We start from the raw sequence: 26319 nt of genomic DNA on the forward strand, positions 1-26319 counted from the left end.
GGGCTTTAAGTCTGGCTCCTAATAATTTGAGGAATTTGCAAAGAAAATAAAATGATATGGCAGAGCTAAATCTTTGTTGGCAGTGCGTTTCAACCTTTGAGCTTACTACATTGTATGAATTCGGAAATACTCCGTGATTTTATTGTGGTGGGTGACATTTACTACAAGATGTAAAGCCTTGACTCTTTGCATCATCCAAGCTGATAGATATTTTACTTTTCTTTAGATATTGGCAACTCTCAGTATGATATTTGTCTCCAGACTTTGTAACATAGACAGTAATTTCTTTCTTTTCAACGCTGGCAGTTTGTTTTTTTGAATTATCTGTTGAAACAGTATCAGTTACTCTATTATCTTGAGTCTTTTCCGGGGGAGCTTGTGATTTTACCGGAGAAGCCTTTTTATCAAACTTGATTGTGTTCCCATCGCTTGTAGCTACTATAGTTCCTGATTTGTCGGTGCGAAACAATTCAACTCCATAGGTTTTAAGCCTGTTTAATATCAAATTGTCCGGATGGTTATAGTTGTTGTTTTCTCCAACGCTGATTACAGCATATTTAGGGGAAACCTTTTTTAGAAATAACGCCCCTGTTGAATACCCACTTCCATGATGACCTACTTTTAACACATCAGCTTTAAGGTCAATACCTGCCGAAAGCATTTCTTTTTCCGAAATGCTTTCCGAATCACCGGTAAAAAGAAAAGATGTATTATTGTAAGTCATTTTAATTACTGCAGAATAATTATTTATATCATCGTAACTGTCCTTGTTTGGAGCAAGTATTTCAGTTTTTAAAGTGCTGTCAAAGTTAACATTAACTCCAGCTTTGGCAGTTGTTACTGTTAATCCCTTGTTTCTTATTGCGGCCCATACATCTTCAAATGCATCGGACTTGCTGGAGACCTTTGGCATATAAATTTTTTCAATACTAAAGTTATTTATTACCGTATCAAGCCCACCTAAATGATCTTCATGAGGATGAGTTCCAACTACTACACTGATTTTGTTTATACCTTGTGATTTGATATATGATGTAACTAAATTGCCGTCATCGTTTTCACCTGCATCAATCAGCATTGCTTTGTTTTCAGGTGTTTGGATCAGAATACTGTCAGCTTGGCCGACATCAATAAAATGTACTCTTAACTGTCCGTTAACAGCTGTAGAATCAGGTAATGCAGTTTGTTCTGAAGGTTTAGCGGTTGAAGTTGCTAAAGCTCTTGGAATCTCTGTCACAGGCTCTTCTATTTGAGAAGGTGAACTAGAAGTTGTAGTCTGTAATTGTTGACTGGTCGGGTTGGTTTTTAAATCTGTTTTTGGAGCACAGCCTGTAAGATTTAAGAACAACACAATAAAAAGCAAAGTTGATAGTAGTCTTTTCATCAATTATTACCTCGCAAAATTTTTTTTGTAAAACAAAATACCTAATGCTTATTAAAACTTGAGGTCTTTCTTTATTGAGAGCAAAATTGCTTCTCAACGGCAAACTGCTTTTTACTTGCTAAGCAAACACATTAATTCAAAACTTAATATTATTAGTTGTTTATAGCTGTTCAAGTCCGAATTATAACATAATTTATTTGATTGTAAAATGTAAAAGTTTGTATAGTAAGAATAAATTGAGACAGTAAATTAGTCTAAAGACTTTTAAGGCAATATATGGTATTATATACTAAATTCACACATAAGGTGAATTATTAAGAAAATAGTGGGAGAATATGGTATTATGATTAGGGATATTGAGCGTCTTGAAATACCTAATAGCAATCCTTTTAAAAATGACAGGTTTGGCAGAGAGGCAATTGCAGATAATTTAGAAAAAATAATACGCAGAAGTAATGGAAGTTTGGTTATTAGCGTTGATGCAAGTTGGGGTATGGGAAAGACGACATTTATACAAATGTGGAAAAAGAAGCTGAGTAATAGCAACAGATATCAAACCCTATATTTTAATGCTTGGGAAAATGATGACACAAATGACCCTTTAGTGCCTATTATGGCTAGCATGGAAGAGGAATTAGAGCTGGTAGATAATGATGGTATAGAAAAAGTTAAAGAAGTTGGAATTCAACTTGTAAAAAAATCTCTTCCGTCAGCATTAAAAATATTAACTCGTGGTATTCTAGACATAGAAAAAATAAAACTAGGTGATTATAATGAAGAAAAACTGGTTGAGTTGGCAGGGGAGATAGGCAGTATTGAACTTAAAAACCATAAGAATCAAAAGCAGGCAAAATCAAAATTTAAACAGGAATTAAAGGACTATCGGAAATTACTAAAAAAGAAAGTTATCTTTTTCATTGATGAACTCGATAAATGTAGACCTGCTTATGTTATTGAAACTCTTGAAAGAATAAAACACTTATTTGATATTGAAGGATATATTTTTATTCTTTCGCTTGATAAACAACAACTAATACAATGCATAAAAATGTTTTATGGAAATGAAGTTGATTCTTCAGCATTTTTAAGGAGATTTATTGATCTTGAGTACTCATTACCTGAACCGGACAGGGATAGTTATCTTGAATTTTTAGTTAATAAGTTTGAATTAAAAAATCAAAATACTGAAGACTTTTTTATTCCTTACTTAAAAGGTTTTGTAAAGGTATATAACCTGAGCTTGAGAGATATAAACAAGTTGATTTATTATTTGAATATTGTTTTGCCTATGAGTGATTTGTTTGCTTTGTCGCAAAGCTGGAAAGTTGTTGATTTACAAGTGTTTGGGATTATTTATTCATTGTTTCCGGTTTTAAAAACTAAATCAAATGATAAATACCAACAATTTATAAATAAAAACTTCGATTCAGATTTTGTTTCAGAGATTATTACTTTTAATCCCGAAGAAACATTTAAGGATATTAGATTTAGCCGTTTTAATCAACTATTCATTGATATAGTAAGTAAGTTACTAAAATTAAATAAAGATTCTGATATCAGTAGTGAAGATTATTGGATTAGGCTTGAGAGCAGGCCGGATTCAGAATTTAACTTAATCTGGCTGCTAGATGACAAAAGTAAGAAGCTAAGGTTTATTAATGATTTTGAGTTTGCAGACAGATTTCAGCTTGATAAGTAGAATTACTACAAATAATGAAAGATTCTGATAAGGTTATACCAGATATCAATAAAATAACAGAGATGGATCGTGACTACGCAAACTAACATATGATGAATATATATTTACCATATGATTATACTATAGTTAATAAACGATACAAAATGTATCGAAATTCTAATTTAAAGTTGATAATCATATGGAGGTGTGTTATAATGTTTAGCATAGACATTATATCAATGAAGGAGTTTCATGATATGAAAGAAAGAATTGTTAGAATACAAAAAATAGAGCTAATTAATTTGAAAAATGTGGGTAAGGGAACTATACAGTTTGCTTGCAATATAAAAGACGATATTTTTGAAGACAAGGCAGATTTGTTAGGTATATATGGACAAAATGGTTCTGGCAAAACGACACTAATTTATGCATTGGGACTATTTAAAAGTTTGGTAATGGGCAATAGATTAGGAAAAGACTGTGGCAATTATATTAAGTTTGGAAATGGAAGTGCAACATGTGTATTTGAACTTAGTATAATTGATGCTAATAAACAGCAGTTTATGATGGTATATGAATTTGAATTAAAGAAAAATGAAGTAGAGATAGAACAGACAGATTTTCTTGAATTTGATGAAGATAAAAAGAATGAGGATAGAGAAAACCAAGTCTATGTATCAATGGAAAAAGTGAGCATGTCTACGCTGGTTGGTGAAAAATGGTCAAAATTAACACCAGTATTAAGCTATTGTGAGGAAGAAGATAATATATTATCACCTAAAATAAGATTATCTCAATTGATATCAGGAGATAAAAAGATTGAAGATGAACTTAGAGTGACAAGGCTATTAATGAAAAAGTCATCAAAATCATTTTTGTTTTCTAAAGAATTAAATAAGATTATTCAAAATAGTAAGATGGATGTTGAGTATAAGAACATTTTTAATATTTTACATGAATATGCAACCTATAATTTGCATGTTATTAGTAATGCTGAAAATGGAATTATTAATGCCAATATTGCTCTACCGCTTTCTTTTGTTCTAAAGGAAAAAGATAGTTTTTCGTTATTAAAGGGAAGTTTAAATTTAAATGGGACATCGGTAATACCTGTAAAGTTTTTTGATTCTATTAGTGAAAAGATGGAAATGATTAATTTAGTATTGAAAGAAATAATTCCAGGTTTGACAATCAACTTGAAAAAACTTGGAACAGGAATTGACAAAAATAATGAAGAAATCGTATTAGCACAAATCATTGCTATTAGAGGAGACACACAAATTCCTCTGAAATATGAGTCCGATGGGATTAAGAAACTTGTTTCGATTCTGTATGGATTAATTATGGTTTTTAATAATTCGTCTACAACATTAGCGGTTGATGAATTTGATTCTGGTATTTTTGAATATTTACTAGGTGAAATATTAAAGGTAGTTGAGGAGAATGGAAAAGGTCAATTGATTTTCACTTCCCATAACTTAAGACCACTTGAAGTTATAAATAAGAAAAACATAATGTTTACAACTACTAATGAAAACAATAGATATATTAGATTTAAAAATGTTAAAACAAATAACAATTTTAGAGATTTATATTTTCATGATATTATTTTGGGAGGACAAAATGAGTGCATATACGAGACGACCAATCCATATATGATTCGTAGAGCCTTTAGAATGGCAGGTCATGAAGATGGCAAATAAGAAAAAAATTGTTCTCTTTATTGTCGAGGGAATTAATGATAAAACGTGTTTAGCATTGTGTATGGACCAACTTTTAGATAATAATACAGTTCGTTTTGAAATTACAGATGGAGATATTACAACACAATACGGTAATAGTTCTAGTAACATAGTGGCCAAAGTTGGAGATATTGTAAGAGCATTTAGTGGAAAAGTTTTCAAACCATCAGATTTCCTTGAAGTTGTTCATCTTGTGGACATGGATGGAGCATATATTCCAGATGAAAATATAGTAGAAAGTACAAATGAAAAAAATATATATAGTGACGAACAAATCTTTACATCCAAAGTTCAAAGTACGATTAACAGAAACCATCAGAAGCAAGAGATTCTTTATAAAATGATAGGATTAAATAAAGTCTGGGGTAGCATACCGTATAGTGTTTATTACTTTTCATGCAATATGGATCATGTTCTGCACAATAAAGCTAATTTGAACAGAGCTGATAAAGATAAACTTGCAATAGAGTTTGAAAGTGAATTTTTTGGAAAGCCAGAAAAATTTATTGAGTTTTTTAATAAGGCAGAGTTTGCGGTAAAAGGTACTTATGGAGAAACGTGGGAGTTTATTAAAGCAGGAACAAATTCATTGAAGAGATATTCGAATTTTTCAGTATATTTGAATGAAATAGATTAATGCAAAGTGGTCAAGATTACTCAGTTCACCATTCTGGATAAGGGTGCAGTTACAGCTTCGCTAAAGAGTTAAGCCAATATGAAATAGCGAATAGACTATAGGACTAAAGTGGTGGAAGCAGGCGAAACGCGAGTATCTATTCGCACCACTCCCATCACATCATCTTTGTGATCTTACCAATTTTTCAACGAACTTAAATATTTATCAATACTATGTGCCGCTTTTTCGACACCATTTTCCGAGCGAATTCTTTCACCAAACTCTTTTGCACTTGCCTTCATGTTTTCATCATTCAAACAAATATTTATCAACTCCGCAAGCTTTTCTGCAGACAATTTGTGGTAGGAAATTGGCTTTGTTCCTAAGCCAAGCTTTGAGACTTGCCGCCCCCAGAAAGGCTGGTCTGCAATAAACGGAGTGATGATAATAGTTATTTTCATAGTAACCTCCACTATATTTTGAAATGATTTTTAAATGATTTCTTTAGCGGAAGTAAAATCAGGATCCTTTAGCTTATGAAATAGAAGTAAGAGTATCTCACTGAAAAGAAAAGTAATATCAGAGGTAATAATAATATGATTTGATATCCTGAAAAAAGAGAGAACAATAATAAGGCTAATCCATAGGATAGTAATTACAACTGGGTTCAAAAGGATAGTGTTTATCTTGTCGAGTATCAGCCCTGGAGTCGAGTATACAATGTTATGGATATTGACAACAATAAGCCCTAAAAGGAGTAACATCCAGCTTGCTATTTGCAATGTCAGTTTTTTTATAAAAATCACGCTATCTATTAAATTCACAACTATCTCCTATATTCCTTTGCTATTGTATAACTCATTTTACCAGTTTATCTGTTTTTTATCAACTTATAGGTTAGCAGTATGCATAGCATGTAAGCTAAATCAGGAGTACTTTAGTTCAGACAAAGTTTTTAAGGAATATAAAAAGTAAATAATAAAAAGGATACCATTAAATGGAGAACGATACTCGCATTGAACCGACAAAGATTAAATTTCTTGATTTATGAATGAAGGGTTTAGTTTAAAAGAAACCCAGAAATAGTTGGGTTATGCTGATATTTCAACTACTGTAAACCTCTTTTATGGACACACCTGTCGAAGCAGCCATAATTCAATAAAAAGTGTTATCGCAAGACCGCGATAACACTTTATTTATGCCTTTTGAAAAACTGCCGTAACAAATAGAAAACTGTTATTTATTTCAGCAAAAACATCGCCGCACATTTTATGCATAATCTGTCGGCAGATATAAAGCCCGAGTCCGCTTCCGCCTGTTTTATCGGAGTTTGAACCTCTCCAGAAGCTTTCAAAAATATGTGGCAGTTCAGCTTCCGGAAGCGTACAGCCGCTGTTTTGGACGGATATCAAAAGGCAGTTTTCCTCTTCGGAAAATGCAATGCATATTTCTTTTCCGTCGCCGTATTTTACGGCATTTTCAATAATATTCTGAAGCACTTCAATGCTTCTGTCAATATCGCCCTTCAGCAAGCAGTTCGTGAAGCTTTCAACTTTAAAATCTGTCTTGATAAGCGCCAGCCTTTCGGAATAATAATCCGCGATTCTTTTTACAAGCTCGGACAGATAAAATTCGCCGTTGTTCACCACAAGACTTAAAAAATTATCTCTTGACGCACTTATAATCTGTGACACAAAGCACTCTATTTCATCCGCCTTTATGCTTATACTCTCTGAAATCTCCGACTGTTTTTCCTTATCCGCATACAATCCCTTTGACAGCGCCTTTGAATAAAGCTTGATTGCGGACAGCGGCGTTTTTATATCGTGCGATAGGGAAAGCAGTAGCGTTTTCTTTTCCTTTTGTAAATCAAGCTCGCGCTTTTTCTGCTCCTCCATATTTTCACGAAGCAGGTCAACTCCCCAGATAAATCTTCCGAAAAAGCGGCTTTTGTTTTCCTTTATGGGTGAAGTCAGATTGCCTTTTGAAAGCTCATAAGGAATCTCTTTAAGCTTATCAAACGGTAAAATTATTTTACTTCTTATGTAAATCATTACGGCAATGATCATAACAGACATAACAGTAAGAAAAAAGTTCACTATTAAAAAGATGTCGTTGTTATTCTCATTGGCAGTATAATCGAAGCGATAAAGCTCACCGCCGATTTCACGCACAACATAATCGCTTTCGGCATTGTAAAAATCGCCGCCGTATTTTTCAATATTGACTACATAAACGCATTGAGATAAATCTACGCTTTCAAATCCGTTTTCTTCAATTACTCGAGCAAGCCTGTTGATTTCAACACGATACGGTCTGCCGCTTTCGGATTGCCCCGCATTGAGCATAATCGCGTTTGCGGCAATGAAAGCAAAAATGGTAAAAGCAATTACCCCAATAAAAATCTTGTTGTAGCTTTTCATACAAACTTATACCCCACGCCCCAGACAGTCTGAATATGCTGCGGCTCTTTCGGGTTATGCTCAATTTTTTGCCGCAGCCATTTTATATGCACAGTTAAGGTCTGCTGTTCGGAAAAGCTGTCGCTGCCCCATATCTGATTAAATATGTATTCCTTTTTCAGAGTTTTTCCTTTATTCTCAACCAAAAGCAATAACAGCTCGAATTCCTTTGCTGTCATTTCGAGCGGCACATCGTCAAGATATGCTGCTTTCTCCGCCCTGTTGAGCCTCAGATTACCCTCAATTACTTCGTCAAGAGCATATCTGCGCTTGAAAATTCCGCTTATTTTAGCAAGCAGAATATCAATATCATATGGCTTTTCTATGTAGTCGTCAGCTCCTAAAATCAAGCCGTTAAGCTTGTCATACTTTTCCGATTTTGCGCTTACAATAATAATCGGTGTGTTGCTTGTCTTACGAATTTTAGAGCATACCGCAAACCCGTCCATTCCGGGCAGCATAATATCAAGCACAACAAGCCTTGCACCATACTTTTCGTACAGCTGCAAGGCTTTTTCGCCGTTTTCGCAAACGGATACGGTATAACTTTCGGCTCTGAGAAAATCGCAAAGCAGTCCTGCAATTTCCTTATTGTCCTCCACAATTAAAATATCTGTCATAGCGTTTCCTTTCAATTCTAAAGCGGATGTAACGGCAACGTATGAAATATGTTAAGTGTTCGCTTACCAGCCCATTTCAAGAAGCCAATTGTTAAGAGTACGTTCACGCTCCCTGAGCTGAGAGGGCGAAGTATATCTGTCTAAACTATACTCTCCTTTTATGTTTCCGTCAACAATATATAAAACCCTTGTACATTTAGCCGCAACCTTTACGTCGTGAGTGACAAGCATAATGGTAGCACCGCCGGCATTGAGTTTTGCAAGCTCCTCCATAACCTCATCCGATGAGCTACGGTTTAATGCGCCCGTCGGCTCGTCAGCAAAAATCATTTTCGGTTTGTTTATCATACTGCGGCAGATACAGGCGCGCTGAAGCTGACCGCCGGAAACCTCGGTTATATCGTTGTCAGCAATGTCGATAATACCAAGCTTACGCATTAAATCGCGTCCCGAATTAATTTTGTCATTTTTCGAAGCGGTATTCTTTTTCGACTGAAAAGCCGGAAGAAGAATATTATCTTCAATTGTGAGATTTTTGAGCATATACATCTGTTGAAAAATGAAACCCATTTCGTCAAGACGCAGCTCAGCAAGTTTTTTTTCATTCAGCTTTGTAATATTTTCGCCGCAAAAATCTACCTCGCCCGCGGTAACGTTATCCATTCCAGAAACGGCATAAAGCAAAGTTGATTTTCCCGAACCGGACGGTCCCATAACAGCTACTATTTCACCTTCGGTGATGCTGAAATTTACATTTTTCAGCACATTGTTCTGATGTTTGTTTAAGATATAAGTTTTGCACAAATCCCTTACATTTAAAACTGTATTCATAATAAAATTCTCCTTTTTATTCAATATTTGAGGCGTCTGCGGCTTTGATTTTTGCAGAATAAAGTGATGTGAGAAATGCTGTAAGAGTTGTTGCTGCAATCATCATTATCGGATAAAGCAGGAAAACCTCTGTCGGAGCAATCTCATATATTACGCCGTTAGTCGCACCCATCATTCCCATAATCGGATTTATAACAAGCTTTGTCAGCGGAGTTGAAATCAGTACCGCAATTACAGACGATATCACCGAAGCGAGCATAAGCCGAATTGTATCACGTTTTATAACAGCACCGGTTTTGAAGCCTATCGCTTTGAGCATAGCAATTTCTCCCTTTTCCTTTTCGATGAACGAACGCTCTATAAGCGCCGTAACAAGAAGTGCAATTATCATTGAAATCACAATAACAAGCATCTTTACAGAATCAAGCGTTTCTGAAACTCTAATAATTTCGGAAACATATTCGCTTGATGTGCGAATCTTGTCGCAATTCAAAATATCTTTTAGCTTTTCAATTCTTTTCTGTATTTCTTCGCTGTTCGGATTGTCATTAAAATCAATCTGAGCCGCCATTGCTCCCTGAGTGTTTACGAAATCAGCGTCAGCATTTTCATTAAGACGTATTCCCTCACCCAAATTGTTCAATGACGTATAAAGCGCAGAAATAATATATTTTTTTTCGCCGCTGTGCCATTTTATCGTAACCAAGTCGCCGATTTTTGCACCGAGCTTGTCAGCAGTGATTTCTGTAATTGCAATTTCGTCAGCATTCTGCGGTGCGCTTCCCTCAATGTAAACATATTCGTCCGCTGTTGTACCGTAGCCTTTAAACGCAGATATTTTACAAATATTATCCTTATATCCAACATTGACCTTAAAAAGAATTTCGCATGAGCAGTGCGCAGGCATATCGTTGTCCGCAAGCTCTTTTTCAGTTTTGGCAAGGAGATCCACCATTTTTTTCTCGCCGTCGGCAGAAATGCATTCCATAAGCTTGACGTCATCGGAATAATAAACGTCGCTTTCAACCATCCCCAGATAATTTATAAGCTGTCCGCTTTTTAGCGTGTTAGCGGTATTTGCAATTATTATTACAAGCGACAGACATAATGTAAATGCAAGCATTATTATCGCATATCTTTTCGGGCTGCTTAAAACGTCGTTTGCGGCAAGAAATGAAACTGTGTCAAGACGGCTTTTTCCTATACGGAGAATACCCTTTTTGTGAAAGCGTTCACCCGTTTCGCCGCTCCTAACCGCGTCAATCGGCGAGTATTTTTTTATTTTTGCAGTACAGGAGAAGCAGAAAAGAGTTATAACTGCCACAACTCCCAACGAGCAGAGTATATTAACAAAATAACTGCTTTCCGAGCCGATAACCATTTCTTGCGATATGCTTTCAAGCATCATATTTCCGAAGGGTATTCCCGCGAAAAATCCTATCACAGAGCCTATGACTGAAAGAGCAATATACTTCACAATATATAGTCCGCGTATTTTTGTATTGTTTATGCCTATTGCTTTCATAACCCCTATCTCACGGAATTCCTCATTAAGAGTAAATGTAATGGTAAAGCTCATTGCCGCAAATGAAATAAGTATCAGGCAAACACTTACTACCAGCAATATACACGCTACAATCATATTCATTATGTAAGTAAATTTCAGCGTAGCTTTTGTACACATAAATAAAATTCCGCTGTCAATGTCGCTTAATTCTTTGTCAAGAGCGTTTACGTCGTTGGATTTTATGTAGCAAAGGCTGCCATCGTAAAGCCCTGCATCGCTGTCTGCCGAAAAATCCGCGTAATCTTCGGGATTGACCATAAACCGAATCATATACATTATTTTTGAGCCAAGCGCTGCGTCCTTGAAGTTTCCCGCAATTTCAAAGGACTTTTTAGTGCTGCCAATCTTGATTTCAATTTTATCGCCTACGCTCATTCCAGCGTCCTTCATAAGGCCGCAGGAAATAAGAACCTTGCCTTTTTCCACAGACCGTATCGGGTTGTTGTCAGCGTCAAAATAGGTAATCTGCATTTTATCGCATGGCATAATAAACGAAGTATTGCTGATTTTATCGGTCTTTTCACCGTTGTAAAACACATTGCCACTGCTTAAATAAATCACAGGCTCAATTCCGTAGCTTTCCACGTTGTCACTATTGTCAAGTGTTGTTTTAATGTCTTCCGTAAGGCTTTTGCTCATTGTTGCAGCAAAATAGTCCGTAATTCCTGCCTTGCCGAAATAATAGTCAAGTCCTCCGGTCACGGCAATAATATTGTTAACGCTGCTTGAAACAAACATTGCCGCAAGGGCAATAAATAACAGCAGAATAATATTCATTGTTTTCTTGCGTTTAAGATCTTTTTTTAGTATGTTAAGATACATTTTAAATTCTCCTTTCCTTATCGTAGCTTCATTATAACAGAGAATTTATTAAATAATCCTTAAATCCGAAAAGCGTATGAGGAAGAATTGTTTTATATGCTATTAACTGTCCGTCGCTTTGACTTACACCTTATTTTTATGAATAACTTCTGAAGCAACAGCTGCATTCATGAAGATACTTGTGTGAAACTTCTTGAGAAATATCAGGCAGAGCATAAAGCTTTACTATTCGAAGTCAACTCGCTTGAAACAAAACTTAATGCCGTTCAAAAGGATGAACAGGACGTTGAAGAATTTATCAAGAGGTTGAAAAGCTTTTAGACAAAGAGCTGAAAAATAAGCGGTATCTTTATGTGAAAGAAACCGCTTAAATACAAGAAAAATAAGAAATGAAATTGTGTGTCCTTATTGGGCGTTGAATACAGCAGATATATACACTCATATCGAATTTGAATCGAAGAAACGGCTAAAAAAACAATCTACTTGTGACCACAAGTAGATTGTTTTTGGTGCGAGAGAAGGGATTTGAACCCTCACAACCTTGCGGCCACTAGAACCTGAATCTAGCGCGTCTGCCAGTTCCGCCACCCTCGCATATTTTTATGACTAGATTATTTTACTAGATAAGTTGGAATATTTCAAGTGGTAAATAATATATTTTGAAAACTTTTTTGTGAAAAATGTCTATGAATTTAAAAAAAAGTATGTTAAGATTTAACCGTTATAAGTATAAAAGTTCCATTCTTAAGGGTCACATAATAGAGATAAAGAGAGAGAAAAATAGAGTATTTGGACAAAAAAATACAAATGGGGGAGGGTATAAATTTGAGGATTGTGAGCCTTGCAAATGACAGGGTTTTAAATCGCGTCACTGAAATATTTGAAAGATGTGCCGAACAGGTTGGAGTTGTCATTGTCAGTGTCGTGCTGTATGGATCGAGAGCAAGAGGAGATTATAGTTCACAGAGTGATTATGAGTTCTTGATTCTTATTGAAGAAAGTACAGAACTAGAAAAGTTTATCTTATTAAATGACACATTAAAGTATGAGCTTTTGAAACAAAAATGTATGAATGTAAAAACACTGTTGTACACTCCGGAAATATTTGAGGAAATACTTTATAAGGATACGCTGGTGGGTACTTTTCTGTATATGATTTGTAGGGATAATATACCCTTGTTTGATAGAAAAGGAACGTTTATGTATATTAGAGAACGTTTAGCAAATAGCAATAACAATAGAAAAAGTGAGGAAGTATTTTTAGAGCAGTGCATTGATTTTTCAAAGCAGATGGGCTCTGAAAAGTGGGAACGCAAATGGGACAGAACCCTGTTGCAGTTTAGGTACCAAAAGAAAAGAAAAAGTGCATATTGATAAGCTTATGGTATAGAAATTCTATTTATAGGCTATATTCATTATAAAGATTTTTTATGTCGCAGCGGTTAATTTGCTTTTATTGCGGTTAATGCTGCGATATAATTATTAAGAATTAAATAACTTAGAATTTGATTTTAGAAATTTACGGTATAAATGTGAAAAATCGAATGGGGCTAAAAGCATCCGGGATTTATTAAAAAAATTATAATGCCTTATAATTTTTTTTTGCCATATAATAATACAGAAGATAAAATTAGGAGGAAACTGTTTTGAATAGGAAGTTGGTTGAATTTAAGGAGAACATTAAAGGTAAGAAGGTTGCGGTTCTTGGTATTGGAATCAGCCATACACCCTTAATTAAGTATTTATCGGGGTTGGGTGTAGATATTACTGCATTTGATAAAGCAGATGAGAGTAAGATGACTGGTGTATTTGATGAATTTAAAGGGTTGGATATAAAGTATAGTCTTGGTGAAGATTATTTAAAGAATTTAAAAGGGTTTGATGTAGTTTTTAAGACTCCCGGGATGAGATTTGACTTGCCTGAAATTGTGGAAGCAAGAAATGGTGGGGCACAAATAACATCAGAAATGGAAGTCTTTTTTGAAGTATGTCCGGCGCAAATTTTTGCAGTTACCGGAAGTGACGGTAAGACAACAACTACAACTCTAATATACAACATGCTAACGGCGCAGGGATATAACTGCTGGCTTGGCGGCAATATAGGGACTCCTTTGCTTAGTAAGATCGATGAGATCAAGGAAACAGACAAGGTGGTTTTAGAGCTCAGCAGTTTCCAACTTCATACGATGACTTTAAGTCCGAATGTTGCTGTCGTTACTAATCTTGCTCCAAATCATCTTGATATGCATAAATCTATGGATGAGTATATTGAAGCAAAGAAAAATATATTCTTGCACCAATCAAAGAGTGACAAAGTTATTTTGAACTTTGACAATGATATAACACGGGAGTTTTCAAAAGACGTAAAGGGCAATGTTGTATATTTCAGCAGAGTAAACAAGATTGATTCTGGAGCAAAAATGGATGGAGAAATGCTCGTATATAGTGACGGGAAAGACATCAGAGAAATCGTAAATTCTGGAGATATTGTTATCCCAGGAGTACATAATATTGAAAATTATCTTGCGGCTATAGCGGCTGTAATAGATTATGTTGAGATTGACACAATAAAGAGAGTGGCTACAACTTTCAAAGGGGTAGAGCACAGAATAGAGCTCGTTAGGGAGTTGGATGGGATCAAGTTTTATAATGATTCTATTGCCAGCAGTCCTTCAAGAACTATAGCGGGCTTAAATTCCTTTAAGCAGAAGGTTATACTTATAGCAGGCGGTTATGATAAGAAGATACCTTATGATGTTATGGGTGAAGTGCTTGTAAATAAAGTGAAGTGCCTTGTACTTGTGGGTCAGACTGCTCCTAAGATAGAGAAGGCTTTATTGGACGAAGTCCAAAGAACAGGCAATGGAAAGGATATAAATGTAATTAAGTGCAGTACATTAAAAGAAGCTGTTCAAAAGGCATATGAATTCGCAAAATCAGGGGACATAATCACTATGTCACCAGCCAGTGCAAGTTTTGATATGTTTAAAAACTTTGAAGAAAGAGGAAAGCAGTTTAAGGAATTTGTAAACTCAATGTAAAAGATATGATAGATGAAAACAGCTAGATAACTGCGAGTCCAAGCATTTATCTAGCTGTTTATGTTATTTATAACATATTAGCAATATAAAAAATTATTTTTCACTCCATACAACTTTTCCTGTTGGATCAAAGTATATATTTTTTTCGTCAAGTTTTGCTCTGGCAAGACCATTTTCATAATATTGCATTTCATCATATTTTGGCGCAATTATTGTTTTACCTGTCTTATCAATAAGACCGTGTTTAACAGTATTAATATCAATTTCCAGATATATGGCGGCAAAGCCATCTTTACTAAAGCTACTTATGGAAGTGTAAGTAGGAGGAAGAATTTCTTTACCTGTCTTATCTATAAACCCTTCGGCTGTTAGTCCCAAATAACTATTATCTAATTTACAGTATGAAGCAAAACCGTTAACAAAATCACTAACTAGAGGATATTGAGGCTTAATTACTTCCTTTCCTGATGAATCAATAAAACCGCATTTTTCAGATTTAATTGAATGGTCATTTTTATCAGTGTCTACCGTTACTTTTGCCATACCATCGGAAAAATTACCTACACTATCGTATTTTGGTTCTATAATTCTGCCAGTAGTATCAATAAAACCATATAATGAAGTATCATCTGATGGGTTGGTATTTTTAATTTGTGCAAATCCATTTCTAAAATCAAGAATATCATTTATTGTTGTAAAATAATCAACTTTCTTAACTATATTTCCTGACTTGTTTATAAAACCAACTTGTCCATTAACATTATCTTTGTCAGGTATAAGGACTGGAAACAAGCCATCATGAAATTCATCGAAAAGCGGGACTAAACCTAATTTATCAAAGTCAATAAGGGTTTTATTTTGTTGATCAACGATCAGTTTAGTGTAAGTATAATCTTCATTTACAAGTGATAAAAAAACAACGCATTCAGAGAAGTAGCTTAGCCTATCAGAAATACAAAAGATTGGAATGATTTCATTTCCAGATCTGTTAATATAGGCTTTGTAAGATGAATCAGTGTAAACTCCAGCCATTCCTTCGCTAAAATCTGTTGCTGCACTATAGATCGGAGTTATAACTTTATGGCTGTAAACATTATAATATCCCCATTTCTTTTTTAATTTAAGCCTATAAAAGTGTTCTGTAGATTCTTCAATACTATCGTAAGCCAGGTCTAAAACTACTTTTCCGGTCTTATCTATAAGACCCCAACGTTCACCCAGGTCATCTTTCATAAGTACAGCACCAACTCCATATTTAAATAGCTTGGCATCGCTATATGTAGGTTCAACAACTATCTTACCTGACTTATCTATGTATCCCCATTTTCCATTTTCTCTGATTGGGTAGAGAACTGTCTCGTCTGTAGCAAAAGAAATGTTCATAACTTTAGTTGATGAGTCCCAGTTTACAATTGCTCCAAAGCTTTCTGCAACGAACCTTGCTGGTGCAAATGTCCTGTTGCTTACCATTTTTACCGGTACATCTAGAGTTACAGGCTTACCGTCAATTTGAGCATTCTTGTTGTTTAGTTTCAACATTACTTTCTTGCCATCTTTTTCACCAATAGCTGTTTGAGTTTTTGAATCCCAAGTAACCGTGGCACCTAGTTCCTCGAATATAGCCCTTATTGGAAGAAGAGTCCTTCCATTATCAATTATTGGTGGTTGGTCAAATGAGAGAACATCCCCATTTAATTTTACAATGATACTATTATTTGCTGCTTGTAATGATAAAGTAGGCAAAAACATAAGTACCATTATAAAAGTAAATAAAAACTTTTTCATATTTACTCCTCCTTTGTTAATATGTAGGTGCATATATGTGTCTTTGTTAAAACCTGTAAAATATAATTTATTTTATCATTAATATATATATTTTGCTAATGTTTTGGGTAATTCTGATAATTTAATCAACTGGATTGATAAAATTAAAAGAGCTAGGCAGATGAAAACAGCTAGATAACTGCGAGTCCAAGCATTTATCTAGCTGTTTATGTTATTTATAATCTGTGTATGTTGTATGTTTTTCGGGATTTTAGTACTTACTTAAATACTATCATCAATATAAAAAATTATTTTTCACTCCATATAACTTTTCCTGTCGTATCAAAGTATATATATTTTTCGTCAAGTTTTGCTCTGGCAAGACCGTTTTCATAATATTGCATTTCATCATATTTGGGCTCAACTATTATTTTACCTGTCTTATCAATAAGACCATACTCATTAGTAATGATATCGGGTCTCAAAAGTACGACGGCAAAGCCATCTTTACTAAAGCTCTCTATTGAAGCGTAAGTAGGCGGAAGAATTTCTTTACCTGTCTTATCTATAAACCCTTCAGCTGTTTGTCCCCATAAACCACTAGTGAATTTGCGGTATGAAGCAAAACCGTTCACAAAATCACTAACTTCAGCATATTGAGGTTCAATTACTCCCTTTCCTGATGAATCTATAAAACCCCATTTATTAGAACTAACAGAATAATCTGTCTTATCTGCGTCTATCATTACCATTGCCATGCCATCGGAAAAACTGCGTACTTCATCGTATTTTGGTTCTAATACTCTGCCAGTAGTATCAATAAAACCATATAATGTAGTATAATCTGATGGGTTGGTATTTTCAATCTCCGCAAATCCATTTTTATAATCAAGATGACCATTTATTGTTGTAAAATAATCAACTTTCTTAACTATATTTCCTGATTTGTTTATAAAACCAACTTGTCCATTAACTTTATCCTTATCCGGTATCAGGACTGGAAATAAGCCATCATGAAATTCATCGGAAAGGGGGACTAAACCTAATTTATCAAAGTCAATAAGGGTTTTATTTTGTTGATCAACGATCAGTTTAGTGTAAGTATAATAATGTTCCTTTTCAACTTCTAAATAAACAACGCCTTCAGAAAAGTTACTGAGACTACGTGATGTGTAGAAAATTGGAATGATTTCATTTCCTGATCTATTAATATAGCCTTTGTTAGATGAACTAGAGTATACTGCAGCCATTCCTTCGCAAAAATCCATTACTAAGCTATAGATCGGAGTTATAACTTTATGGCTATAAACATTATAAAACCCCCAGTTGGTTTTTAATTTAAGCTTATAAAAGTGTTCTGTAGATACTTCAATGCTATCGTAAGCTAGGTCTAAAACTACCTTTCCGGTCTTATCTATAAGACCCCAACGTTCACCCAGGTCATCTTTCATAAGTACGGCACCAACTCCATATTTAAATAGCTTGGCATCGCTATATGTAGGTTCAACAACTATCTTACCTGACTTATCTATGTATCCCCATTTTCCATTTTCTCTGATTGGGTAGAGAACTGTCTCGTCTGTAGCAAAAGAAATGTTCATAACTTTAGTTGATGAGTCCCAGTTTACAATTGCTCCAAAGCTTTCTGCAACGAACCTTGCTGGTGCAAATGTCCTGTTGCTTATCATTTTTACTGGTACATCAAGAGTTACAGGCTTACCGTCAATTTGAGCATTCTTGTCGTTTAGTTTCAAGATTACTTTCTTGCCATCTTTTTCACCAATAGCTGTTTGAGTTTTTGAATCCCAAGTAACCGTGGCACCTAGTTCCTCAAATATAGCCCTTATTGGAAGAAGAGTCCTTCCGCTATCAATTATTGGTGGTTGGTCAAATGAGAGAACATCACCATTTAATTTTACAATGATACTATTATTTGCTGCTTGTAATGATAAAGTAGGCAAAAACATAAGTATCATTATAAAAGTAAATAAAAACTTTTTCATAGTTACTCGTTCTCCTATTAATAAAAAATTATTTCTCTACAACTATAGTAAACCCTGTAAGGGTGTAAGTTAAGAATATGATATAAAAATATTACAAGGTTGTGGCTATTTCAATTATATAGTAAGTTAACTAACTAAGTTAAGATAAATGCGGCTCAGGGGCGCGAAATGTAAATTATTTACGGTTAGGGAAAGTTGATTTTCCTTTTTATATCTTCTCTTGATCAGCTTGCTAAAATTGCAGATGAATTGAAATCAGCAGGTGTAAAAAATTGCTTCCATGTATTGTATAGGAATCTTTTCAAGCTGTTTCTTAAAAAGCAAATTCGATGACAATTGCTTGATGCCCAACTCAGGGGATAAAGTTATTTTTGAAGATTAACTAAGATTAACTTCCTTAGAATTGACAAAGTAGAAAATTAGATGTAATATTATTGTGTGCATATGCACATAATAATATTGAGGTGAGACGATGAATAGTATAAGCGAAACTAAATATTTAAAAAGCACAGCAGCCTGGTTGAGTTCGCAGTTGGAAGCAGTAAATAAGAGGTTATCTGATTTGAATTCTCAATCATAGATTTTTCTTTTGCCTAAACTTCAATAAAATTATTGAAATATATTAAAAAGATATATATAATTTTTAGGGATGTATGGTATATAATATTATTGAGGTGGTGGTCAAAATTGTACACAGAAAAGGTTTTAGATCATTTTATGAGTCCAAGAAATACAGGAAGCATGCCGGATGCTGATGCGGAAGGTAAAATGGGTGATCCAAAATGCGGAGATTCATTGAATATTTACATTAAAGTAAATAATGATGTTATTGAAGATATCAGCTTTCTCGCTTTTGGGTGTGCTGCTTCTATAGCAACCAGCAGTATGACGACAGAGCTTGTTAAGGGAAAAACACTCGAGGAAGCTTTGAAAATTACTGAGCAGGATGTGATTGATGCTCTGGATGGATTGCCTGAGGAGAAAAAGCACTGTTCAAACTTGGGAGTAAGTGCATTGAAAAAGGCTATTCAGAATTATATGCAGAAACTCGATGTATAGAAAATTTCAAAATTGACAAACAGGTTTCCTCAAAATATACTTAGAGGAGGCGGTTATGTAGTTTATAGCCAAGATAATCTGGATGGTGAAATACATGTTTGATGAAGACAAAGGATTGTATACTATAGGCACAATTGCGGAATTAATTGGAGAGCATCCTGAGACGCTAAGGGTTTGGGAGAGGAACGATCTTTTACGCCCTAACAGGGAGGGATATCAAAGAAAATATTCCAATAATGACGTGAAAAGGCTTAAGTTTATAAAGCACCTTATGCATGAAAAAGGTCTGAATATTGCCGGGGTAAAGCATTTAACCTCAATGTATTCCTGCTGGTATAAACGTAACTGCAAGGGTGGGGCAACACAGAACAGCCCTGTTCCTGTAAATGAATCGAAGCCTTGCTGGAAGCTTGAGGGAACCTTTTGCCTTGTTGCAAGTGATAAGGCTGAAATGTGCAGTACGTGTGATATGGTTAAAAAGTGCACAGGCTGTACAGGATGCAAATAACAAAATCTCAGAATGAAAAATTAAGGTAGATTTTGTTGAAATGTCGTTAACGGAAATTGATAAATCAAGGAAGAACAATAATTTCCTAGACATTATAAAAAAATAATATAAACTTCAATAAATTTATTGAATTAAATTCAAATAATACAATTAGGAGATGACGACATGAGTGAGTGTAGTTGCGATTGCACCAGCACAGATTGTGCAAGTGAAGGATGTTCTTCAAATGGATGTGGAAGTAAGCCTGGACGCATGGCGAGCAGTGAAGCGAAGCGGAACGACCAGCAACAAGACTTCCTTGAGAAAACCCATGAACTTAACCGAATTAAAAAGGTAATCGGTGTAGTCAGTGGAAAAGGCGGTGTAGGTAAGTCTCTAGTAACATCAACTTTAGCGGTGTTGATGAGAAGAAAGGGGTACAAGGTAGGCATCCTTGATGCGGATATTACTGGTCCATCCATACCTAAAATGTTTGGTATTACTAAAAAAGCCGAGGGAAGTGAGCTAGGGATTTATCCTGAAAAAACTCATAACAATATAAATGTAATGTCAGTAAACCTACTGCTTGAAAAGGATGATTCTCCAGTAATTTGGAGAGGACCTATAATTTCGGGTACAGTAAAACAATTCTGGACGGATGTGATATGGGGAGATGTCGATTATCTTTTTCTCGATATGCCTCCGGGAACCGGAGATGTACCTTTAACAGTATTTCAGTCCATACCCTTGAACGGTATAGTTATTGTCACATCGCCTCAGGATTTGGTTTCATTAATAGTCAGGAAGGCATATAACATGGCTAAATCTATGAATATACCTGTACTGGGTATTGTAGAAAACATGAGCTGGATCAGGTGCCCTGACTGCGGTAAAGACATCCAGTTATTCGGAAAAAGCAAAATAGAGGAAATAGCTTCCAAGCTGGGTGTGCCTGTACTTGGAAAGATGCCTATCGATCCATCAGTAGCCGAACTTTGCGATAAGGGAGACATTGAAAAGTTAAACCATTCTTATCTTGATAGTGCTGTTGAGTATATAGAAAATGGCACTATGGATAAATGCCCAATTAAAAAGAAATGGAGTGATCAATAATGAAAATTGCAGTCCCATCTGAGGGAAACACAATAGAGAGCAGTGTATGTCAGTCTTTTGGACGTACTTACTACTTTGTAGTTGCTGATTCTGAAACACATGAGTATAAAGTAATTGATAATCAGGCGGTCAGTAGCCAGGGAGGAGCAGGAATAAAGGCTGCTCAAGCTGTAGTGGACAGTGGTGCGGATGCGGTGGTAACCTTCCATTGCGGTCAGAATGCAGCTGATGTGCTGAAGGCTGCAGATATTAAAATAATGAAGGCAGTTCCCGGTACAGTCTCAGAAATGATTCAAAAATACAAGGCAGGGGAGCTTGCTGAGCTGACTGAGATACATCCGGGGTACCACCAGCATGGAGGCTAACTCATGCAGATAGCTGTTTTAAGCGGAAAGGGCGGCACCGGAAAAACCTTCGTATCGGTAAATATGGCTTATGCCAAAGGTAAATCTGTCTATGTTGATTGTGATGTGGAGGAACCAAATGGCAGATTGTTTTTAAAGCCGCAGGTTAAGCTGCTGGAGAAAGTCAATGCAATGGTTCCGTCTGTTGATGCAAACAAGTGCACAGGATGCCGGAAATGTGTGGAGTTGTGCAAATTTAACGCTTTAGCCTATATAAAAAATAAGCTGCTGGTATTTCAAGAATTGTGCCATGCATGCAAGGGTTGTGTGATGCTGTGTCCACAGAAAGCTCTTTCAGAATCCGGCAGGCACATAGGGCAAATTGAACATGGAGTATCGGGAGAGATCGAGGTTATTACTGGAGTTTTAAATACAGGTGAGGCTACAGGAGTGCCAATTATTCGAAAGCTTTTATCCAGGCTGCATGGGCGAGCAGTCGATGAAGTCAACGACCAGCTAGGATGCTTAGGCGAGCAGTTGACAAAGTCAACGACCAGCCCGGAGCTACCGAAAAATAGTACTGTGATTGTAGACTGTCCGCCTGGAAGTGCCTGCAGCGTTATGGAAAGCATCAAGGATTCCGATTTTTGCCTGATGGTGGCTGAACCAACGGTGTTTGGAATTCATAACCTTGATATGGTGTACAGGCTAGTGAAGCTGTTTGATAAGCCTCATGCACTTGTTGTTAACAAAGACATGGCTGGTCATTCCGCTACGCTTCATTGCTCGCCATGCAACCCTGGTGATAGAAGCTTAATTGAAAAGTATTGCTGTGACAACGATATCAGGATTATAGCTTCTATTCCGTATGATCCCGTGCTTGCATTGGCTAATTCAAAAGGGCTTGTTGCAGCACAAGAATATGAGAAATACCTTGGCTTTTTCAAGGAAATACTTGATACCATTGAGCAGGAGGTGTGCCATGAAGCAGCTTGTAATACTGAGCGGTAAAGGCGGGACTGGAAAAACAACAGTTGCGGCATCCTTTATAGCTCTTGCACAAAACAAGGTATATGCAGACTGTGATGTGGATGCACCAAACCTCCAGCTTGTATATGCTGCAGGTACCGGTTCTGAAACTGAAGATTTTTATGGGTATCAGAAGGCTGTAAAATATGACGATTACTGTATACGTTGTGGAAAGTGCGAGGAGTTATGCCAGTTTGGGGCCATAAAGGATGGAAAAGTAAATCCATATGAGTGTGAAGGCTGCGGTGTTTGTGAGGCTTTCTGTCCTTCTACAAATGAGCATGGAAAGAAGGCAATCCGGCTCGAAAACAACGTATCGGGAAAGACAATGGTGTATAGAAATGAAGTCGAGGTTTTCTCAACAGCAGAACTTAAAATGGGAAACGGTGCTTCTGGAAAGTTGGTCACACAAGTTAGGAAGAACCTCTATAATTCCATGAACGGACAGAAGTTTGTCATAATAGACGGGTCTCCAGGTATCGGTTGTCCAGTAATTGCTTCCGTTACAGGAGTTGATATGGTTCTTGTGGTAACTGAGCCTACATTGTCAGGTATGCATGATATGGAGAGGATTGTGGAGACGGCAAATAAATTTGGTGCTGCTTGTGTTGTATGTATTAACAAGTTTGATGTAAACCTTGTAAATACGCAAAAGATTGAAGAATACTGTGCACTGAGAAATATTCCGGTGGCTGGCAGGATACCTTTCGATCCACAGGTGGTTGAAGCAGTCAATACGGGAAGACCAGTAGTATTAATTGATAATAGCCCTGCCAAGGATTCGATTTTGGAAATATGGAAAGCTGTATCATCAATACTGCTGAAGGATAATTGAAAGGGTGGTTAGATTTGCAGTCAGAGACACAATTTATTGCAAGGTATGCCGAAACAGATCAGATGGGTATAGTACACCACTCAAATTACCCTATATGGTTTGAGGCAGGGAGAACTGATTTTCTAAAGAAGTCAGGAATGGCAAATTCAAAGATTGAGGAATTGGGTATACTGCTTCCACTTTCGCATATAGATTGCAACTTTAAAAGTCCAGCAAGATATGAGGACGAAATAGTTGTAAAAACAACAATCAGGAAGATGACCTGTGCAAGGATAGAATTTGAGTATGAGATTGTCAAAGATAAGGACGGAACCCTCATTGCAATTGGGAGTACATCGCATGCATGGACTGATAAATCTCTTAAACCTCTGAATATTGAAAAAAAGCTGCCAGAGTTGTGGTGTATTCTGAAAAAAGCCATGGGTTAAACTAATGCTTGGAGAAAATAATAAATAAAAAAACGAGAGGAGTTTTATAATTATGAAAATTGCAGTTGCAAGTGAAGGAAGAATAGTAGCACAGCATTTTGGACACTGTGAAGGGTTTAACGTATTTACAGTACAGGAGGGTAAGGCTACAGGCAGCAAATTTGTTCAAAACCCCGGGCACAAGCCAGGTTTTTTGCCGAATTATCTTAATGAAATGGGTGTTAATGTTATTATTTCCGGCGGTATGGGTGGAGGAGCTATAGAAATATTTAATGAAAAGGGTATACAGGTAGTTACCGGAGCAACAGGAGATGTTGAGGAGACAGTAAATAGATTCCTTGCAGGAAATCTGGAATCAACCGGCAGTGTATGCCAAGAACATCAGCATAGTGACAGCTGCGGAGGGCATAGCTGATAATTTTATGTGAAAAATAGAATTTGTATATATTTGGTTGTTTACTCATAATATTTAAACTTAGCTTAAGCAGGACAAGTGCCTGCTATTTTTCTATTTGAAGATAATAAAAACTTTGTAAAGAAGGTTTTCAGAATAGTGTAATTAACATTTGAAGTTGTAGAGGAGAAATTGGAATGGTACATATATATTCCATGAACGTTGTAAAGAAAATAAATTGAAATGAAATGGTGGTGGAGTATTTTGAAGGATAATCCTGAATATGCAGTTAAATTGTTTAATGATGGTTATAATTGCTCACAGGCGGTTATAGGAGCATATTGTGAAGAACTAGGCATGGACAGGGAAATGGCACTAAAACTAGCATCTTCATTTGGTGGAGGAATGGGAAGGCTCAGGGAGGTTTGTGGTGCTGTTTCTGCAATATTCATGGTTGCCGGGCTTAAATATGGGTATACTGACCCAAAGGATAAGGTAATAAAGCAAAAGCATTATGAGTTGGTTCAGTTGCTTTCTCAAAGATTTAAAGAAAAAAACGGCTCCATTATATGCAGGGAGCTCCTAGGTTTAGAGATTAAACATGACTCTCCTGTACCAGATGCAAGAACAAAAGAATATTATAAGAAGCGTCCTTGTGTAGAGCTTGTAAAATGTGCAGCTGAAATAGTGGATGAAGTATTGAAGGAAAAGGAGGTTGGCTCATGCTAAAGGCAGAAAAGATAGAGGATTTATCAAAGGAAGAATTGCTGGAACTCAATAAAATATATGCAAAAAACTGAACAGAAACTATAAGCTGTTATCCGGATATATCGGATCCTGAATATAATTGTATATGGAAGTTTACTTTAAAAACGTGAAGCTTTGAAATTTAAATGGAGGTTAGAAATGTCTGTAAATACTGCGAAAAATCATTACCTTGGCAAAGAGGGATATACAAGAATGAATTGTGCACAATCGGTGATTAGTGCGTTTAAAGAAAAATATAATTTGAGTACTGAAGCCATTGAAGCTTTCAGAAATTTTGGTACCGGCAGAGCCCCAGAAGGATTATGTGGTGCTTTATATGCAGCAAAGTATATTTTTGAAAAATATGCTGCTGTAGAAAAAAGTATTGAGTTGGAAAAATATTTTTTCGATCAAGCAGGCGCAGTAAAATGCGATGAGATTAGAATGCGCAAAAAATTATCCTGCCTTGGTTGCGTTGAAAAATGTGCAGAGTTTTTAGAGAGAGGATAATTTAAAATCCATCTTATTTTTTGGATAAAAGAACTGCTTGTAACAGCTGCAATGCATCTTGTAAGGTATCAATATTCTAATGCTACCTAGTAAAGATTGACACATAGTTGGAAATATGCTAGAATATTTGAAAATGGTTATCATTATCATATTGGAGGCCTTGAATGAGTACAAGAAGTTGCTACAAAACTAAACAGAAGGATTTGATTTTAGCTTACCTTGCAGGTAAGAAAAATCAATATGTTTCAGTTGATATGATCGCAGAATGCCTCAAAGGGAAAGTTGGAATAACAACAATATACCGCTACCTGGATAAGCTTATTAAAGAAGGTGTCGTTCTCAAGCGCACTTTATCTGATAGTAAGAATGCTTACTATCAGTACTTAGAACCGTCAGAAAATAGTTTAAATCAATATAATCTTTTATGTGTTGAATGTGGACAGATACTTCATTTGGGGTGTAATTATCTTGATGAGTTGTCAATATACGTACAGAAAGAGCTTAGTTTTAAAATAGATAATCATAAGACTATATTTAATGGGTACTGTGAAAATTGTATTGATGAAAAACAATAATTACTTAAATGGTTAAATGATTGGCAAGGAGGAAGTAACTGCAATGTGTAATAAATACTTTAATACTAGACGAATTGTAGTGTTACTTATTTTAATTTGCATTATTTCTACCTTCTTATTGCTCATCGGTTTCTCAATATCCCATGCTGATCATAATTGCACTGAAAACAGTTGCCCGATATGTGCTCAAATTAACACATGTCTAGATTTTTTAAACAATCTAGTAAGTATTTTTTGTTTAACATACCTATTTTTTATTTTTATCAGT

General features: G+C 35.7%; 26 protein-coding genes and 1 tRNA gene. 18 read left to right on the top strand and 9 right to left on the bottom strand.

Features of this window, described 5'->3' with window-relative positions; all coding sequences use genetic code 11:
- Positions 1-139: 139 nt before the first annotated feature.
- Positions 140-1384 (bottom strand): MBL fold metallo-hydrolase, encoded by a 1245-nt coding sequence (locus tag ACECE_RS0202605; RefSeq protein WP_010243883.1) that lies wholly within the window; start codon positions 1382-1384, stop codon positions 140-142.
- Positions 1385-1727: 343 nt separating this feature from the next.
- Between ACECE_RS0202605 and ACECE_RS0202610 the strand changes: the two genes are divergently transcribed.
- From ACECE_RS0202610 to ACECE_RS0202620, 3 genes are all read left to right on the top strand, one after another.
- Complete coding sequence (locus tag ACECE_RS0202610; protein WP_010243884.1) at positions 1728-3083, top strand: KAP family P-loop NTPase fold protein; 1356 nt, start codon at positions 1728-1730, stop codon at positions 3081-3083.
- 236 nt (positions 3084-3319) lie between these two features.
- Positions 3320-4765, top strand: a complete 1446-nt coding sequence (locus tag ACECE_RS0202615) for an AAA family ATPase (protein WP_117385754.1) — start codon at positions 3320-3322, stop codon at positions 4763-4765.
- Positions 4755-5441, top strand: a complete 687-nt coding sequence (locus ACECE_RS0202620) for a hypothetical protein (protein WP_010243886.1) — start codon at positions 4755-4757, stop codon at positions 5439-5441. Before ACECE_RS0202615 ends, ACECE_RS0202620 begins: the two co-directional genes overlap by 11 nt.
- A gap of 173 nt (positions 5442-5614) precedes the next feature.
- Here the strand turns inward: ACECE_RS0202620 and ACECE_RS0202625 are convergent, their stop codons facing one another.
- From ACECE_RS0202625 to ACECE_RS0202650, 5 genes are all read right to left on the bottom strand, one after another.
- Positions 5615-5881, bottom strand: a complete 267-nt coding sequence (locus tag ACECE_RS0202625; RefSeq protein WP_010243887.1) for a glycosyltransferase — start codon at positions 5879-5881, stop codon at positions 5615-5617.
- A 735-nt stretch (positions 5882-6616) separates the two neighbouring features.
- On the bottom strand, positions 6617-7843 hold the full coding sequence (locus ACECE_RS0202635; RefSeq protein WP_010243891.1) for a sensor histidine kinase: 1227 nt from the start codon (positions 7841-7843) through the stop codon (positions 6617-6619).
- The gene (locus ACECE_RS0202640; RefSeq protein WP_010243893.1) at positions 7840-8502 is read right to left on the bottom strand and encodes a response regulator transcription factor; all 663 of its coding nucleotides are present in this window, start codon (positions 8500-8502) and stop codon (positions 7840-7842) included. The genes ACECE_RS0202635 and ACECE_RS0202640 overlap by 4 nt, the downstream gene beginning before the upstream one ends.
- A 63-nt stretch (positions 8503-8565) precedes the next feature.
- Positions 8566-9333 (bottom strand): ABC transporter ATP-binding protein, encoded by a 768-nt coding sequence (locus ACECE_RS0202645; protein ID WP_010243895.1) that lies wholly within the window; start codon positions 9331-9333, stop codon positions 8566-8568.
- Between the two features lie 16 nt (positions 9334-9349).
- Complete coding sequence (locus ACECE_RS0202650; RefSeq protein WP_010243897.1) at positions 9350-11722, bottom strand: ABC transporter permease; 2373 nt, start codon at positions 11720-11722, stop codon at positions 9350-9352.
- Between the two features lie 183 nt (positions 11723-11905).
- Here ACECE_RS0202650 and ACECE_RS30915 point away from each other — a divergent pair, with 183 nt between their 5' ends.
- Positions 11906-12043, top strand: a complete 138-nt coding sequence (locus tag ACECE_RS30915) for a hypothetical protein (protein ID WP_162862468.1) — start codon at positions 11906-11908, stop codon at positions 12041-12043.
- A 186-nt stretch (positions 12044-12229) separates the two neighbouring features.
- On the opposite strand, the gene ACECE_RS0202660 is transcribed toward ACECE_RS30915, so the two are convergent.
- A tRNA-Leu gene (locus tag ACECE_RS0202660) sits at positions 12230-12316 on the bottom strand.
- Positions 12317-12556: 240 nt separating this feature from the next.
- Between ACECE_RS0202660 and ACECE_RS0202665 the strand changes: the two genes are divergently transcribed.
- On the top strand, positions 12557-13096 hold the full coding sequence (locus tag ACECE_RS0202665) for a nucleotidyltransferase domain-containing protein (RefSeq protein WP_235715938.1): 540 nt from the start codon (positions 12557-12559) through the stop codon (positions 13094-13096).
- Between the two features lie 272 nt (positions 13097-13368).
- Positions 13369-14763 (top strand): UDP-N-acetylmuramoyl-L-alanine--D-glutamate ligase, encoded by a 1395-nt coding sequence (gene murD / locus ACECE_RS0202670; RefSeq protein WP_010243900.1) that lies wholly within the window; start codon positions 13369-13371, stop codon positions 14761-14763.
- A gap of 93 nt (positions 14764-14856) precedes the next feature.
- On the opposite strand, the gene ACECE_RS0202675 is transcribed toward murD, so the two are convergent.
- Positions 14857-16548 (bottom strand): WG repeat-containing protein, encoded by a 1692-nt coding sequence (locus tag ACECE_RS0202675; protein ID WP_010243902.1) that lies wholly within the window; start codon positions 16546-16548, stop codon positions 14857-14859.
- A 287-nt stretch (positions 16549-16835) separates the two neighbouring features.
- Complete coding sequence (locus ACECE_RS0202680) at positions 16836-18530, bottom strand: WG repeat-containing protein (RefSeq protein WP_010243904.1); 1695 nt, start codon at positions 18528-18530, stop codon at positions 16836-16838.
- A gap of 472 nt (positions 18531-19002) precedes the next feature.
- Between ACECE_RS0202680 and ACECE_RS32525 the strand changes: the two genes are divergently transcribed.
- The 12 genes from ACECE_RS32525 (at position 19003) to ACECE_RS26375 (ending at position 26051) form a co-directional block, all read left to right on the top strand.
- Positions 19003-19110 carry a DUF5320 domain-containing protein gene (locus ACECE_RS32525; protein ID WP_162862469.1) on the top strand — a complete coding sequence of 36 codons (108 nt, stop codon included), beginning with the start codon at positions 19003-19005 and terminating at the stop codon, positions 19108-19110.
- A gap of 107 nt (positions 19111-19217) precedes the next feature.
- A complete protein-coding gene (locus ACECE_RS0202690) occupies positions 19218-19589 on the top strand; it encodes an iron-sulfur cluster scaffold-like protein (RefSeq protein ID WP_010243906.1) in 372 nt (123 codons plus the stop codon).
- A 94-nt stretch (positions 19590-19683) separates the two neighbouring features.
- Entirely contained in the window at positions 19684-20097 is a 414-nt protein-coding gene (locus ACECE_RS0202695; RefSeq protein WP_010243908.1) for a MerR family transcriptional regulator, read from the top strand.
- Positions 20098-20262: 165 nt separating this feature from the next.
- Positions 20263-21189 carry a P-loop NTPase gene (locus tag ACECE_RS0202700; protein ID WP_010243909.1) on the top strand — a complete coding sequence of 309 codons (927 nt, stop codon included), beginning with the start codon at positions 20263-20265 and terminating at the stop codon, positions 21187-21189.
- Positions 21189-21554 carry a NifB/NifX family molybdenum-iron cluster-binding protein gene (locus ACECE_RS0202705; protein WP_010243910.1) on the top strand — a complete coding sequence of 122 codons (366 nt, stop codon included), beginning with the start codon at positions 21189-21191 and terminating at the stop codon, positions 21552-21554. Before ACECE_RS0202700 ends, ACECE_RS0202705 begins: the two co-directional genes overlap by 1 nt.
- Positions 21555-21557: 3 nt before the next feature.
- Positions 21558-22544 (top strand): 4Fe-4S binding protein, encoded by a 987-nt coding sequence (locus tag ACECE_RS0202710; RefSeq protein ID WP_010243911.1) that lies wholly within the window; start codon positions 21558-21560, stop codon positions 22542-22544.
- Complete coding sequence (locus ACECE_RS0202715; RefSeq protein ID WP_010243912.1) at positions 22516-23397, top strand: nucleotide-binding protein; 882 nt, start codon at positions 22516-22518, stop codon at positions 23395-23397. Before ACECE_RS0202710 ends, ACECE_RS0202715 begins: the two co-directional genes overlap by 29 nt.
- Before the next feature lie 14 nt (positions 23398-23411).
- The gene (locus ACECE_RS0202720) at positions 23412-23825 is read left to right on the top strand and encodes an acyl-CoA thioesterase (protein ID WP_010243913.1); all 414 of its coding nucleotides are present in this window, start codon (positions 23412-23414) and stop codon (positions 23823-23825) included.
- Between the two features lie 52 nt (positions 23826-23877).
- On the top strand, positions 23878-24240 hold the full coding sequence (locus tag ACECE_RS0202725; RefSeq protein ID WP_010243914.1) for a NifB/NifX family molybdenum-iron cluster-binding protein: 363 nt from the start codon (positions 23878-23880) through the stop codon (positions 24238-24240).
- Between the two features lie 243 nt (positions 24241-24483).
- Positions 24484-24948: a C-GCAxxG-C-C family protein gene (locus tag ACECE_RS0202730; RefSeq protein WP_010243915.1), complete on the top strand. Its 465-nt coding sequence runs from the start codon at positions 24484-24486 to the stop codon at positions 24946-24948.
- Positions 24949-25125: 177 nt separating this feature from the next.
- Positions 25126-25476 carry a C-GCAxxG-C-C family (seleno)protein gene (locus ACECE_RS0202735; RefSeq protein WP_010243917.1) on the top strand — a complete coding sequence of 117 codons (351 nt, stop codon included), beginning with the start codon at positions 25126-25128 and terminating at the stop codon, positions 25474-25476.
- Between the two features lie 164 nt (positions 25477-25640).
- Complete coding sequence (locus ACECE_RS26375) at positions 25641-26051, top strand: Fur family transcriptional regulator (protein ID WP_010243918.1); 411 nt, start codon at positions 25641-25643, stop codon at positions 26049-26051.
- Positions 26052-26319 lie beyond the last annotated feature (268 nt).

Source organism: Acetivibrio cellulolyticus CD2 (assembly GCF_000179595.2).
In the GTDB taxonomy this organism is placed as follows: Bacteria; Bacillota; Clostridia; order Acetivibrionales; family Acetivibrionaceae; genus Acetivibrio; species Acetivibrio cellulolyticus.